16 protein-coding genes and 1 pseudogene are annotated in these 13,085 nt (G+C 69.1%); 8 read left to right on the forward strand and 9 right to left on the reverse strand.

Annotation, left to right across the window (positions count from 1 at the left end; all coding sequences use genetic code 11):
* Positions 1–212: 212 nt before the first annotated feature.
* The 8 genes and pseudogenes from ACFFQA_RS14070 to ACFFQA_RS14105 all read right to left on the reverse strand — a co-directional run bounded on the left by ACFFQA_RS14070 (position 213) and on the right by ACFFQA_RS14105 (position 4,697).
* Positions 213–416, reverse strand: coding sequence for a peptidoglycan-binding domain-containing protein (locus tag ACFFQA_RS14070; protein WP_377852347.1), 204 nt, complete (start codon positions 414–416; stop codon positions 213–215).
* An 82-nt stretch (positions 417–498) separates the two neighbouring features.
* A pseudogene (locus ACFFQA_RS14075) lies at positions 499–669 on the reverse strand (peptidoglycan-binding domain-containing protein); the annotation flags it as partial.
* A 140-nt stretch (positions 670–809) separates the two neighbouring features.
* Positions 810–1,115: a DUF1416 domain-containing protein gene (locus ACFFQA_RS14080; protein ID WP_377852348.1), complete on the reverse strand. Its 306-nt coding sequence runs from the start codon at positions 1,113–1,115 to the stop codon at positions 810–812.
* Between the two features lie 13 nt (positions 1,116–1,128).
* Positions 1,129–1,968: a sulfurtransferase gene (locus tag ACFFQA_RS14085; protein ID WP_377852349.1), complete on the reverse strand. Its 840-nt coding sequence runs from the start codon at positions 1,966–1,968 to the stop codon at positions 1,129–1,131.
* A 57-nt stretch (positions 1,969–2,025) separates the two neighbouring features.
* Entirely contained in the window at positions 2,026–2,448 is a 423-nt protein-coding gene (locus ACFFQA_RS14090; protein WP_377852350.1) for a DUF4395 domain-containing protein, read from the reverse strand.
* A gap of 212 nt (positions 2,449–2,660) precedes the next feature.
* Positions 2,661–3,092 carry a TlpA family protein disulfide reductase gene (locus tag ACFFQA_RS14095; protein ID WP_377852638.1) on the reverse strand — a complete coding sequence of 144 codons (432 nt, stop codon included), beginning with the start codon at positions 3,090–3,092 and terminating at the stop codon, positions 2,661–2,663.
* Between the two features lie 25 nt (positions 3,093–3,117).
* Positions 3,118–3,963, reverse strand: a complete 846-nt coding sequence (locus ACFFQA_RS14100) for an LmeA family phospholipid-binding protein (RefSeq protein WP_377852351.1) — start codon at positions 3,961–3,963, stop codon at positions 3,118–3,120.
* Positions 3,960–4,697: an alpha/beta hydrolase gene (locus ACFFQA_RS14105; protein ID WP_377852352.1), complete on the reverse strand. Its 738-nt coding sequence runs from the start codon at positions 4,695–4,697 to the stop codon at positions 3,960–3,962. Before ACFFQA_RS14105 ends, ACFFQA_RS14100 begins: the two co-directional genes overlap by 4 nt.
* A 208-nt stretch (positions 4,698–4,905) precedes the next feature.
* On the opposite strand from ACFFQA_RS14105, the gene ACFFQA_RS14110 reads away from it, so the two are divergent.
* The 8 genes from ACFFQA_RS14110 (at position 4,906) to ACFFQA_RS14145 (ending at position 11,962) form a co-directional block, all read left to right on the forward strand.
* On the forward strand, positions 4,906–5,646 hold the full coding sequence (locus tag ACFFQA_RS14110) for a winged helix-turn-helix transcriptional regulator (RefSeq protein WP_377852353.1): 741 nt from the start codon (positions 4,906–4,908) through the stop codon (positions 5,644–5,646).
* 25 nt (positions 5,647–5,671) lie between these two features.
* Positions 5,672–6,586 carry a mycothiol synthase gene (gene mshD, locus ACFFQA_RS14115; protein ID WP_377852354.1) on the forward strand — a complete coding sequence of 305 codons (915 nt, stop codon included), beginning with the start codon at positions 5,672–5,674 and terminating at the stop codon, positions 6,584–6,586.
* 115 nt (positions 6,587–6,701) lie between these two features.
* Positions 6,702–6,995 (forward strand): hypothetical protein, encoded by a 294-nt coding sequence (locus ACFFQA_RS14120; RefSeq protein WP_377852355.1) that lies wholly within the window; start codon positions 6,702–6,704, stop codon positions 6,993–6,995.
* Between the two features lie 366 nt (positions 6,996–7,361).
* On the forward strand, positions 7,362–8,477 hold the full coding sequence (gene pstS, locus ACFFQA_RS14125) for a phosphate ABC transporter substrate-binding protein PstS (protein ID WP_377852356.1): 1,116 nt from the start codon (positions 7,362–7,364) through the stop codon (positions 8,475–8,477).
* Positions 8,478–8,583: 106 nt separating this feature from the next.
* Positions 8,584–9,510, forward strand: coding sequence for a phosphate ABC transporter permease subunit PstC (gene pstC / locus ACFFQA_RS14130; protein ID WP_377852357.1), 927 nt, complete (start codon positions 8,584–8,586; stop codon positions 9,508–9,510).
* The gene (gene pstA / locus ACFFQA_RS14135; protein ID WP_377852358.1) at positions 9,507–10,418 is read left to right on the forward strand and encodes a phosphate ABC transporter permease PstA; all 912 of its coding nucleotides are present in this window, start codon (positions 9,507–9,509) and stop codon (positions 10,416–10,418) included. Before pstC ends, pstA begins: the two co-directional genes overlap by 4 nt.
* 18 nt (positions 10,419–10,436) lie before the next feature.
* Complete coding sequence (pstB, locus tag ACFFQA_RS14140; RefSeq protein ID WP_377852359.1) at positions 10,437–11,213, forward strand: phosphate ABC transporter ATP-binding protein PstB; 777 nt, start codon at positions 10,437–10,439, stop codon at positions 11,211–11,213.
* A gap of 158 nt (positions 11,214–11,371) precedes the next feature.
* Positions 11,372–11,962 carry a Uma2 family endonuclease gene (locus ACFFQA_RS14145; protein WP_377852360.1) on the forward strand — a complete coding sequence of 197 codons (591 nt, stop codon included), beginning with the start codon at positions 11,372–11,374 and terminating at the stop codon, positions 11,960–11,962.
* 391 nt (positions 11,963–12,353) lie between these two features.
* On the opposite strand, the gene phoU is transcribed toward ACFFQA_RS14145, so the two are convergent.
* Entirely contained in the window at positions 12,354–13,004 is a 651-nt protein-coding gene (phoU, locus tag ACFFQA_RS14150; protein WP_377852361.1) for a phosphate signaling complex protein PhoU, read from the reverse strand.
* Positions 13,005–13,085 lie beyond the last annotated feature (81 nt).

A 13,085-nucleotide genomic window follows, 5' to 3' on the forward strand; every position in this document is an offset into this window, starting at 1 on the left:
GCGCCCGGCGTCGGCTCTGGGGGTGTCTGCGTCATGTCCCTGATTCGCTCGTCAGCGCTGGTCTGCGTACAGCCGGTAGACGACGTAACCGGCGAACCACAACGTCAGCAGCGCGGCCAGCACGATCAGCCCGGCAAAGAACCATTCCACCCGCCGAGGATAACGCCGGGGGTGGGACGACCGTCCCACCCCACCCCCGCGCAGTGACCGGATCAACAACCCCACTGGCCGCTGACCGAGATCGCCCGGTGCAGCGCGGAGCACGTCAGCGCGCCCACGACGCCGCTGTCCTTGATGCCAACGTCGCGCTGGAACGCGCGCACCGTCGCCTGCCACCGCTCGTCGTAGCGCCCGTCGGAGCCGTTCGGGACGTCGATCTCCAGCCGCGGCAGCGCGTCGGCGAGGCGGTCGATCAAGCGCGCCGGGCTGGAGACCGCGCTCCGGCAGCGGTGGCGCGCTCGTCCGGCCGGGCGGCAGGACGCCGACGAGCGCCTGCCAGGTCGGCTGGTCCACCACGCCGTCGTCGGTGATTCCGTTGTGGCGCTGGAAATCCCGCACCGCCGCGAGGGTGTTGACCGCGTAGAGCCCGGTCCCGCTCAGCTCGTACCCGTGGAGCCACCGTGCCCGCTGCAAGCCGAGCACGTCCACTCCGCGCTGTCCCGGCTCCACCCGGGTCAATGTCGCGGCGAACTCCCGCAGTGGTCCTCCCCTTGTCGGCTGCTTTCGCGGGAGGGATGTGGTTGCCCTGGAAGGAGAAAGCGTTCGGCCCCGCTCCGGTGCGTGCGGAGCGGGGCCGAACCTCGCAGCGTTCAGGCGACCGCGACCTCAAGGGTGTGCAGGCCGGGACCGTCGGCGCTCACCACGACCTCGCCGTTGCCCGAGCGGTGCAGCGCGCGCACCGTCCACGAGCCGGGCGCGGCGAAGAACCGGAAGTCGCCTCCGTCGGAGGAGACGACCTCGGCGGTGAACTCGCCGGACGAGTCGAGCAGGCGCACGAACGCGCCGCCGACCGGGGAACCGGCGGAGAGCACGCGCCCGGAGAGCACGACCTCCTTGCCGGGGTCGACGTTGGCGGGCAACGTCGCCGTCTGTGCTGGGGCTCCGCAGCTGCTCATGTTCTCCGCTCCCTCACTTGCCCGAGCCGAGCTCGATCGGCACGCCGACCAGCGAGCCGTACTCGGTCCACGAGCCGTCGTAGTTCTTCACGTCGGAGTAGCCGAGCAGCTCCCGCAGCACGAACCAGGTGTGCGAGGACCGCTCGCCGATGCGGCAGTACGCGATGGTCGGCTTGGACTCGTCCAGGCCCTCCGCCTTGTACAGCTCGCGCAGGTCGTCGTCCTTCTTGAAGGTGCCGTCCTCGTTGGCGGTCTTGCTCCACGGCACGTTGAGCGCGCCGGGGATGTGACCGGGCCGCTGCGCCTGCTCCTGCGGGAGGTGCGCGGGGGCGGCGAGCTTGCCGGAGAACTCGTCAGGGGAGCGCACGTCGACGTAGTTCTTCTTGCCGATCGAGTCCTCGACCTCGCGGCGGAACGCGCGGATGGACGTGTCCGGCTCCGAAGCGGAGTAGGCGGTCTCCGCCCGCTGCACGTCCTGCTTGTCCAGCGGACGGCCGTCGAGCTCCCACTTCTTGCGGCCACCGTCGAGCAGCTTCACGTCGGCGTGCCCGTAGAGCTTGAAGTACCAGTACGCGTACGCGGCGAACCAGTTGTTGTTGCCGCCGTAGAGGATCACCGTATTGTCGTTGGCGATTCCCTTGGCGGACAAGAGCTTCTGGAAGCCCTCGCGGTCGACGAAGTCACGGCGCACCGGGTCCTGGAGGTCGGACTTCCAGTCCAGCTTCACCGCTCCGGGGATGTGTCCGGTCTCGTAGGCGGCGGTGTCCTCGTCGACCTCGACGAACACCACCCCTTCGGCGTCGAGGTTCTGCTCGGCCCATTCGGCCGAGACCAGGACGTTCTCACGGCTCATCGAGCGCTCCTCATGACACTGTTTCGTCCACTGTGGACACTGCGGGAAGGGGAGGTCTTACGCGGTGCGGAACCGGCGCAGCACCAGGTACATCTCGCACCCGAGGCACAGGCCGAACGCCGCGTTGAGCAGGGCGGCGACCAGGGCGCCCGAGGTCGCGACGACACCGAGGGTGGTCAGGCCGGAGGCGTAGCCGACCGTGCCCACCAGGGTGAAGACGAAGCCGACGCCCTGGGCGAACCGCAGCGGGGCGGAGTCCTCGCGCTCGGTCGTCGGCTTCAGGCGGGGCTGCACGGCCTTGCGGTAGAGCTGGCCGTAGGGGTTCAGGCGCAGGCTGACGAACGCGCACATCGCGAAGATCACCGCCTGCGCGGCCAGCAGCTGCCACACCCCGGTGAGCAGCACCAGCACCAGGACCAGGCTGGTGATCCACGCCGAGAAGCGCGGGCCACGGGGATCGACTGGTGGGTCTACGGACACGACTTGCCTCCTGACTCGACCACGGAAAGAGTCCGTCAGGGGCGGTGGACGGCGCGCGCGGGCGCGGCCGGGATCACCGCCCGGTCAGAGGCGACACAGGCTGCTACGCACGCGGCAGTGGTCCACCACGCGTCGTTTCGTCAGCCACACGTACATGGCGGCGAGGCTACTCCGTTCGCCCGCGCTTCGGGAGGGGCGTCCACTCCATGGGACTAGGGCAGGTGCGGGCGCAGCGCGGTGACCAGCGCGTCCCGCTTCGGCAGCCCGCTGACCCGCAGGAGCTCCCGCCCGTCGGGAGCGAGGGCGAGCGTGGTCGGGGTGCGCAGCACCCGCAGTTCCTCGGCCACTTCGGGGTGCGCGGTGAGGTCGAACTCGACGTGCCGCACCCCCTCGGTGCGCCCGGCGAGGTCGGTGAGCAGCACCCGCGCGTGGCGGCAGGGCGCGCAGAAGGTGGTGGAGAGCTGGAGCAGGGTCACCGGGGACCCGCTGTCCGGCGCGGCGTCGAGCGCGGTGCGCACCGGGGCGGGCAGCGAGACCTCCACCGGCTCCCCCCGTTCCCGCACCCGGCCGTTGAACACGCGGTACAGCAGGCCGATCGCGACCGTCACGGCGATCGCGACCAGCACCACGAGCAATCCCGTCATCGACACCTGCCGAGGATCTACCGGTTCACTGGCCCATGCGGCCGGTGAGGGTGCGCAGCTGCACGTCCTTGGCAAGAGCCTCCATCACCAGCTGGTCCCGTTCAACCCTGACCGCGGTCGGCACGACCGTGAAGGGCAGCCCGCCGAGGTTCACCCTGGTGGTGAACGCGGCCCGCGCGGCGCGCTCGACCACGGGCGGCAGCGCGATGTCGCCGCCGGACTTGGAGTTGCCGAGCTTGAGGGTGTTGGGCTTGATCTCGACCTGGCCCTCGACGATCTGGATCACGCCGAGCACGGTCACCTCGGTCTTGGTCCCGGCGATGGTGGTGCTGCCGGTCAGCCGGACCATGGCCTTGCGCTTCTCCTCGTCCTGCACGGTCCCGGCCAGCGGCGGCTTCGGCGGCTCCTCCTGCTCCTTGACGCGGTTGACGTCGTTCTGCAGGTTGTTGAGCTCCTCCTGGCTGGCGTTCTCGATCTTCAGGTCCGGGATGCCGATCATCTTGCCGACGTCGCTCGCGGTGACCTTGACCGCGCCGAGCACCTCGTCGACGCGCATGTCCTGGGTGTTGCCGGCGATCAGGTCCGACAGCGAGGCGCGGGCGTGCCGCAGCCGGACCTCGCCCTCCACCTTGACCTTGCCGTCCTTGGTCAGCGGCACGCCGACCGCGCGGATCTCGACGTTGGGGTAGTCGCCGGTGAGCGCCTGGTAGATGAACGGGAAGCCGTTGATCCGGACGTCCGGGTCCTCGGTGATGTTGAGCTGGGTCCGCATCCGCTGCGACAACTGGTACTCCGCGGTCGCGGCGATGGCGTAGTCGGCGACCACGAACAAGCCCAGAACGACGACCAGGCTGATGACCAGCTTCTTCACGTGGTTTCTCCGTCCAATCCTTGCTTCGGCCCGCAACTGGAGGACCGCGGTACCGATAGGGGGACGTGGCGCACACCGTCGGCGTTGCCTCGGGTGCGCTCGTCCAGCCAGCGCGCCATGCGGTCCACCAGCTGTGGAGTCAGCGCACTTTCAGCGTGCCTCATGCCCGGTTCGAGCCACATGTCGGCCTCCCCGCCGGTCGCCCGGTGCAACGCCGAGGCGTGCTCCGGCGGGAAGTACTGGTCGTCGGCACCGTGCACGATCAGCAGCTTCTCCGGCGGGATCCGGCCTGCCACCTCCACCGGGGAGGCCGGGATCTCGCCCCACGGCAGGCCCAGCCGCACCCCGAGCAGCCGCGCGGCCATCCGGCCTTGCGGCTGCTCCAGCATCCAGTGCACCCGGCGCATGGCGGCCGTCTCGCGCACCCACCACCGGGCCGGGCAGCTCACCGCGACCACGGCGTCCGGCGTGTCGATCAGCGCGGCGTGCCGCAGCACCACCGACGCGCCGAGGGAGACACCGAGCGTGGCGACCTTCGGATACCGCTCGCGGAGGTAGCGCACAGCGGCGTCCACGTCGTGGATCTCGGCATCGCCGACCGTGGACACCCCGCCGGAGCGACCGTGGCCGCGGAGGTCGAAACCGAGCACGGTGTGCCGCGACGCGAGCCTGCTCAGCAGTCGCCGGACGTTCGGCTGACCGATGTGGTGTGTTACGCCGTGCGCAACAACCACGGCCAGATCCGACCGGCCTACTGAATCGTGCAAGCGGGCGTGTAGGCGAACGTTGTCCGAGGTCATCAGTGTGACGACGGTTTCCCGGCCTAGGCTTGTGCGCGGCACGACGGGTATCCTCCCCGACATCCACCGGCAACGGCGCCGACCCACTCTCGGGACCATCACCGCCCCGGCGACCGGAGTCGCCGCGTGAGAGGAGCGCCCCATGTCGAGCATTGACCTGCTCCTGCTGACCACGGACCGCGATCCGGAGTCCGTGCTCCCGGCGCTCTCCCTGCTGCCGCACCAGGTCCGCCCGCTCGCCCCGGACGTCTCCGCGCTGCTGGAGGCCGGTCCGCACGAGGCGGTCATCGTGGACGCCCGCACCGACCTGGTCGGCGCGCGCAGCCTGTGCCGCCTGCTCGCGGGCAGCGGCATCGACGTGCCGGTGATCGCCGTGGTGACCGAGGCCAGCCTGGTCGCGCTCAACGCGGACTGGGGCATCGACGAGATCCTGCTCCCGGACGCCGGTCCCGCCGAGGTGGACGCCCGCCTGCGGCTGGTCCGCGGTCGGCGAGCCGCCGCGCACCGGGGCGGCGACGGTGCGCTCCAGGTCGGCGAGCTGGTGATCGACGAGGCCACCTACTCCGCACGCCTGCGCGGCCGCGCACTCGAACTGACCTACAAGGAGTTCGAGCTGCTGAAGTACCTCGCGCAGCACGCGGGCCGGGTCTTCACCCGCGCGCAGCTGCTCCAGGAGGTCTGGGGCTACGACTTCTTCGGCGGCACCCGCACGGTGGACGTGCACGTCCGCCGCCTGCGCGCCAAGCTCGGCCTTGAGCACGAGACGTTGATCGGCACCGTCCGCAACGTGGGCTACAAGTTCGTCCGCCCCGCGACCCGGTCCGGTGGCGCGCGCACCTCGGCTCCCGCCACTCCCACGCCTCGGATCCCGACTCCGCTCTGAGCCCCAACGGGTTAACGTCGGCACCGTGGATGTCATCTGGCAGGAGCGGTTGTCCGGCGCGCGGGCCGAGCAGGTTCGCGACCTCGTCGCGGCCGCGGCGGAGGTCGACGGCAGGGCGCCCATCGGCGAGCACGTGATGATGAACCTCGGCAACGGCGAGGGGAACCACCTCGTCGCGACCGAGCGGCCCGGCGGCCCGGTCGTCGGTTACGCGTACCTCGACCTCACCGGGGACAACGACGGCAATGTCGTCGCCGAGCTCGCCGTGCACCCGTCGCACCGCCGCCAGGGCACCGGCTCCGCCCTGGTCGAAGGGCTGCTCGCCAAGGCACCGGACCCTGCCGCGCTGCGGATCTGGGCGCACGGCGAGACACCGGCGGCGACGCGGCTCGCCGAGAAGTTCGGGTTGCGGCGCGCCCGCGAGCTCTGGCGGATGCGGCGCCCGCTCTCCGACGCCGAGCCCCTGCCGACCCGCGCGACGCCGGAAGGCGTTGTGCTGCGGACGTTCCGGCCAGGTGCGGACGAGGCGGCGATGGTCGCGGTCAACAACCGCGCGTTCTCCTGGCACCCCGAGCAGGGCGGCTGGACCGAGGAGGACGTCCGCGCCCGCGAGGCCGAGGACTGGTTCGACGCCGACGGGTTCTTCCTCGCGGAGCGGGACGGCCGGGTCATCGGGTTCCACTGGACGAAGGTGCACCCGGCGTCGCCGGGCACCGGGGGCGAGCCGATCGGTGAGGTCTACGTCGTCGGCATCGACCCCGACGCGCAGGGTGGCGGTCTCGGCTCGGTGCTGACCCTGGCGGGGCTGCACCACCTGCGCTCGCTCGGACTGCCCGCCGTGATGCTCTACGTCGAGTCCGACAACACGTCGGCCATTCGCGTTTACCAGAAGCTCGGTTTCGACAAGTGGGACGCGGACGTGCAGTTCGCCGGGAAATGACCGTTCTGTCACTCGTGAGCACCGAATCTCGCCGAAGGGTCTCGACAGCAACGCCGAATGCGGTATTTTCACCCGCTCGTTGACTGCTCTCGACGTATCCGGAAGTGAGTTCAGCATGTCCATGCCTTACCCGCCGCAGCAGCCCGGTCCCGGGGGCTACCCCGCGCAGCCGCAGAACGGACTGGGCACCGCCGGCTTCGTCGTCGGGCTCATCGGACTGGTCTTCAGCTTCATCCCGTTCATCGGTGTTGTCGCGTGGCCGCTGGTGATCATCGGCGCCGTGCTCTCCGGTGTCGGCCTGAGCAAGGCGACGAGCGGGGCCGCGAGCAACAAGGGGCTGGCGATCGCCGGACTCGTGTGCTCGATCGTCGGCCTTCTCATGTGCTTCGCCTGGGTCGGCGCTTTCTGACACTTTCCGACGCGGAAAGCATTCGAGGTCGCTGTTTCCGCGCGGGGCTTTTGCCCGATTTTCGCCTCGGACGGGGGCCGTGCTCGATCGAGCACGGCCCCCGTCGCTGTGTCGCGAGGTCGCCGGAGGCGTCGCAGACTGGGAGTCCTACGGCACGGAGGATGACGGGGCAGTCACGGCATGCGTACGCGCTGGTCACGCGGGGGACACGGAATGGCGCCGATGGGGTGGGGATGGTCACTCCGCGTGGCTTGTTCACCCGGCGTTCATCTGCTGACTGGGGCTTGTCAACCCTGGCTCCTTACCGTCCGGGTCGTACGGCGGGAACCTCGCCGACACACCCTTTTCCCAGCTGGAGGAGTTCAGGTGAAGATCAAGCAGAGTGGCGCCGCGATCGGTCTGGTGGCCGTGGGCGCACTCCTGCTGTCCGCCTGCGGCAGCGACAACAACACCGGTGCTCAGGGCACGTCCAGCGCCGTCGCCAACCTGAACGTGGAATGCGGCGGCAAGGCGAACCTGTCGGCCGAGGGCTCCTCGGCGCAGAAGAACGCCATGGACATCTTCGCCAAGGACTACCAGGCGAAGTGCCAGGGCCAGAAGATCGCCTACACCAAGTCCGGCTCCGGCAAGGGCATCAGCCAGTTCACCGCCAAGCAGATCGACTTCGGCGGCACCGACTCCCCGCTGAACAAGGAGAAGGGCGAGGTCGACAAGGCCGCAGAGCGCTGCTCCGGCAACCCGGCGTGGAACCTTCCGCTGGTGTTCGGCCCGGTCGCGCTGGCCTACAACCTGCAGGGCGTGAACGGCGTCGTGCTCAACGGCGAGGTCGCCGCGAAGATCTTCAGCGGCCAGATCACCAAGTGGAACGACCAGGCCATCGCCGCGCTGAACTCCGGCTCCTCGCTGCCGGACAAGAAGATCGTGGTGATCTACCGCTCCGACGAGTCGGGCACCACCGAGAACTTCCAGACCTACCTCAAGACCGCGGCCCCGCAGGCGTGGACCAAGGGCGGTGGCAAGAAGTTCACCGGCGGCGTCGGTGAGGGCAAGGAGTCCTCCGACGGCGTCGCCAGCGCCACCAAGAGCACCGACGGCGCCATCACCTACGTCGAGTGGTCCTTCGCCAAGAACGCCAAGCTGGGCATCGCCAAGATCGACACCGGCTCCGGTCCGGTCGAGCTGACCTCGACCAGCGCCGCCAAGGCCATCGACGGCGCGCAGATCAAGGGCGAGGGCAACGACCTGGTGCTCGACCTGAACTCGATCTACGGCACCAAGGCCGCTGGCGCCTACCCGCTGCTGCTGGCCACCTACGAGGTGGTCTGCTCCAAGGGCTACGACGCCGACACCGCCAAGGCGCTCCGTGCCTTCCTGACCGTCGCGGCGAACGCCTCCGCCGGTGAGCTGGAGGCGGCGGGCTACGTCGCGCTGCCCGAGGCGTTCAAGAAGAAGCTGACAACGGCCGTCGCGGCGATCGCCTGACGGAACTCTCTCGATCGGGTGGATGGCCGGGACGCGACGCGCGTTCCGGCTTTCCGCTTGACCGGACTACCCGGAGGCTGTCATCTCCAGCGCTGAGAAGTCGACCGTGGTCAGGCCAGGTGACCGGATCTTCCGGGGCCTGACCTCCGGTGCCGGCGTGTTCATCGTCGTCCTGATCGCCGCGATCGGGATCTTCCTGCTGCTGCGGGCCGTTCCCTCGCTGCAGCGGGACAACGTCAACTTCCTGCTGAGCCGCGAGTGGGTCACCAACGACCCGGCGAACCTGCGCTTCGGCATCATCGACCTGCTGTGGGTGACCGTCGCGACCTCGATCGTCGCGCTCGTGCTCGCCACCCCGGTCGCGCTGGGCATCGCGTTGTTCCTCACCCAGTACGCCCCGCGCAGGCTGGCCAGGCCCTTCGCCTACGTCGTCGACCTGCTGGCCGCGGTGCCCTCGATCATCTTCGGCCTGTGGGGCATCCAGGTGCTCGCGCCGCAGCTGCTGCCCTTCGCGCACTGGCTCAACGAGAACCTCGGCTGGATCCCGATCTTCGCCATGGGCAACGTCTCCACCAGCGGGGGCGGCAACGTCTTCATCTCCGGAGTGGTGCTCGCGGTGATGATCCTGCCGATCATCACCGCGGTCAGCAGGGAGATCTTCGCGCGCACCCCCACCCCGCACATCGAGGGCGCGCTCGCCCTCGGCGCCACCAAGTGGGAGGTCGTGCGCACCACGGTCCTGCCCTTCGGCAAGGCGGGCTTCATCAGCGCCGCGATGCTCGGCCTCGGGCGCGCGCTCGGCGAGACCATCGCGCTGACCACGATCCTCAGCGCCACCGACGCCAAGCCGAACTACACGATCTTCGACGGCGGCGCGACCTTCGCCTCCCGGATCGCGCTGGGCTCCGCCGAGTTCAACGACAACCTCACGGTCGGCGCGTACATCGCGGCAGGCCTGGTGCTGTTCCTGATCACCTTCGCGGTCAACGCGCTCGCGCGGACCATCGTGGCCGGGAAGAAGGAGTACGCATGAGCACCTCGACCGACCTCGACCGGCCGGCGAGCCCACCCGCGTTCCGGCCGATCGGCACGGCGCGCAGGACCAAGAACGTCATCGCCACCGCGCTCGTCGGGCTCTCCTTCGCCATCGCCGTTGTCCCACTGGTGTGGGTGCTCTACACGGTGCTGGAGAAGGGACTCGGCCCGCTCCTGAGCGCCGACTGGTGGTTCAAGTCGCTCAACGGCCTGACCGCCACCCAGTTCGGCGGCGGCGCGTACCACGCGATCTACGGAACCCTGGTGCAGGGCCTGGTCTGCGCGCTGATCTCGGTGCCGATCGGCGTCTTCGTGGCGATCTACCTCGTCGAGTACGGCGCGCGCTCGAAGCTGGCGCGGACAACGACCTTCATGGTGGACATCCTCACCGGTGTTCCGTCCATTGTGGCCGGTCTGTTCGTCTACGCGCTGTGGATCACCACGTTCGGCTTCACGCGCAGCGCCTTCGCGGTGTCGCTCTCCCTCGTGCTGCTCATGGTTCCGGTCGTCATCCGGACCACGGAGGAGATGCTGCGGATCGTGCCGATGGAGCTGCGCGAGGCCTCCTACGCGCTCGGCGTTCCCAAGTGGAAGACCATCGTCAAGATCGTCATCCCGACGGCGCTGTCCGGCATCGTCACCGGGGTCATGCTCGGCCTGGCCAGGGTGATGGGCGAGACCGCGCCCCTGCTGATCCTGGTGGGCTACGCGCCGTTCATCAACTTCAACATCTTCTCCGGGGAGATGGCCTCGCTGCCGCTGTTGATGAACACCGAGCGCGCCACCGGAACCGAGGCGGGCGACATGCGCGTGTGGGGCGCGGCACTGACCCTGGTTGTGATCATCATGCTGTTCAACCTCGTGGCCGCGGTCGTCTCGCGGCTCTCGGCGATCAAGACGAAGTGAGCGGGCGGTAAAACAGCGATGGCCAAGCGCATCGACGTCAAGGACCTCAACATCTACTACGGCAAGTTCCAGGCCGTCGACGGGGTCACCTTGTCCGTGCCGCCGCGCAGCGTCACGGCGTTCATCGGACCGTCCGGCTGCGGCAAGTCCACGGTGCTGCGGTCGCTGAACCGCATGCACGAGGTGACACCGGGAGCCAGTGTCGACGGCAAGGTGCTGCTCGACGGCGAGGACATCTACGCGTCCACAGTGGACCCGGTGTCCGTGCGCCGCACGATCGGCATGGTCTTCCAGCGCCCCAACCCGTTCCCGACGATGTCCATCAAGGACAACGTGGTCGCGGGGCTGCGGCTGGCCGGGGTGAAGAACAAGAAGGAGCTCGCCGAGGTCGCCGAGCGCTCCCTGCGCGGCGCGAACCTGTGGGCCGAGGTCAAGGACCGCCTCGACAAGCCTGGCGGTGGTCTCTCCGGCGGTCAGCAGCAGCGGCTGTGCATCGCACGCGCGATCGCGGTCCAGCCGGACGTGCTGCTGATGGACGAGCCGTGCTCCGCGCTGGACCCGATCTCCACACTGGCGATCGAGGACCTGATCACCGAGCTCAAGCAGCAGTACACGATCGTCATCGTCACCCACAACATGCAGCAGGCGGCGCGGGTCAGCGACCAGACCGCGTTCTTCAACCTGGCGGGCGTCGGCCAGCCCGGTCGCCTTGTCGAGGTGGACGCCACGGAGAAGATCTTCTCCAACCCCACGCAGAAGGCCACCGAGGACTACATCTCCGGCCGTTTCGGCTGACCACTGGGGGGACATGATCGGCCGAGTGCGCCTGGCGCACTCGGCCGATTCTCTTTTCCCCCAACAGAGTGCACGTTTGCGGACGTGGCAAGCCCGTGTCCCTCGCGGCGGGGAGAGGGCACTGGTGCCACGCTCGGCGGCAGACGTGAGGAGAAGCGGTGACGACACCTCCCCGGCCCGACCGACTGCTGACCATCGACCAGTACGCCGCGCTAGGCGAGACCGAGTACGGGTACGCCGAACTGCAGGAAGGCCGCCTCGTCAGGTCCCCGAGCCCGACACCGGACCACAACGTGGTCGTCGGCGGCCTCAGGGACTGCCTGAGGCCCGGAGTGCCGGACGGCCACGAGCTCATCCAGGACGTCCACGTCGACCTCGAACTGGCCCCCGCCGGTCGGCCCGGCTCCGTGCGGCGGCCGGACCTGGTCGTGGTCGACCGTGCGGCGCGCAGGCGGGTCCGCTCGTCGGGCGGCATGATCCGCGCCTCGGAGATCATCCTCGTAGTCGAGGTCCTGTCCCCGGACTCACACCGCACCGACAGCGTCTTCAAACGCCACGACTACGCCGACGCGGGCATCCCGCACTACTGGATCGTCGACCTCCAGGACCGGCTCTCCCTGGTCGCGTACTCCTTGACCATGCCGTCCGGCTACCTCGAAACAGCGCCGGTGCGCGGCGAGTTCACCGCCACGGAGCCGTTTCCGGTCCGGATCGACCTGGACTGGCTGCTGGGTGACGAGGACGTCTAGGGCCCAACCCAGCACCACTCCGCGGTGCGCGCGCCGACCTCGCCTGGCGCGCCCAGGTTCTCGCGTTTTGTCACCTTAATGCGCAAAAGAGCGCTCCCAAATCGCGTTAAGGCTACATAACGCGAAATGAGGGGCACGCAGTTGAGGGTGCCAGGGGGGCGGCCGGTGGGATTGCCGGATCGGTTTGGTGTCCCGGAGGACCTGCCGGACGGGCTAGCGCCTGTGCGGCAAGACGTCCGATGCCCCAAGGTGTCGCCGCCCCCGTACCCCGGTGCGCGCGAGGGCTGGCGTGGTCGATGTTTTCGCTTTATGGAGCCATATTGCGCAAGAGAGCGCTCCCCAATCGCGTTAAGGCTCCACAACGCGACAAGGGGGTGCCGCTCGCACGGAACTAGTCGTCGCCGGGCATCTTGCCGGTGACGATGAAGACCACCCTGCGTGCCAGCGCGACGGCGTGGTCGGCGAAGCGCTCGTAGAAGCGGCCCAGCAGCGTGATGTCCACCGCGGGCGCGACGCCGTGCGGCCACTCCGGGCTCATCATCACCGCGAACAGGTGGCGGTGCAGGTCGTCCATCTCGTCGTCGTCCTGCTCCAGCTCCATCGCGAGCTCGAGGTCGCGGGTGCGGATGACGCGCTCGGCCTTCCTGCTGAGCTCGACGGCGACGCGGCCCATCTCCGAGAAGTCCTCGCGGACCTGCTCCGGCAGCACCGGCTGCGGGTGCCTGCGGCGGGTCGTCTTCGCCACGTGCAGCGCGAGCTTGCCCATGCGCTCCAGGTCCTCGGCGGCGTGGATGGCCGAGACCACGACGCGCAGGTCCGTCGCGACCGGTGACTGGAGCGCGAGCAGGGCGAACGCCTGCTCCTCCGCGGCCTTGCGGGCCTCACCGATCCGGGTGTCCTCGTCGATCACCTGCTCGGCGAGCGACAGGTCCGCGTTCAGCAGTGCCGCGGTGGCCCGCTGCATGGCTTCGCTGACCGCTCCGCACATGTCACCGAGGTGGTTGGCGAAGTGGTCGAGCTGCTCTTGGTAGGCCTCGCGCATGCGGACAAGACTACGTCGCTTAGGACTCCGTGACCGCATACCTCGGTGAACCGAGCGTTAATGGAGCGCAAACACCCAGCG

This window comes from Allokutzneria oryzae (genome assembly GCF_042429765.1).
Taxonomy (GTDB): Bacteria; Actinomycetota; Actinomycetes; order Mycobacteriales; family Pseudonocardiaceae; genus Allokutzneria; species Allokutzneria oryzae.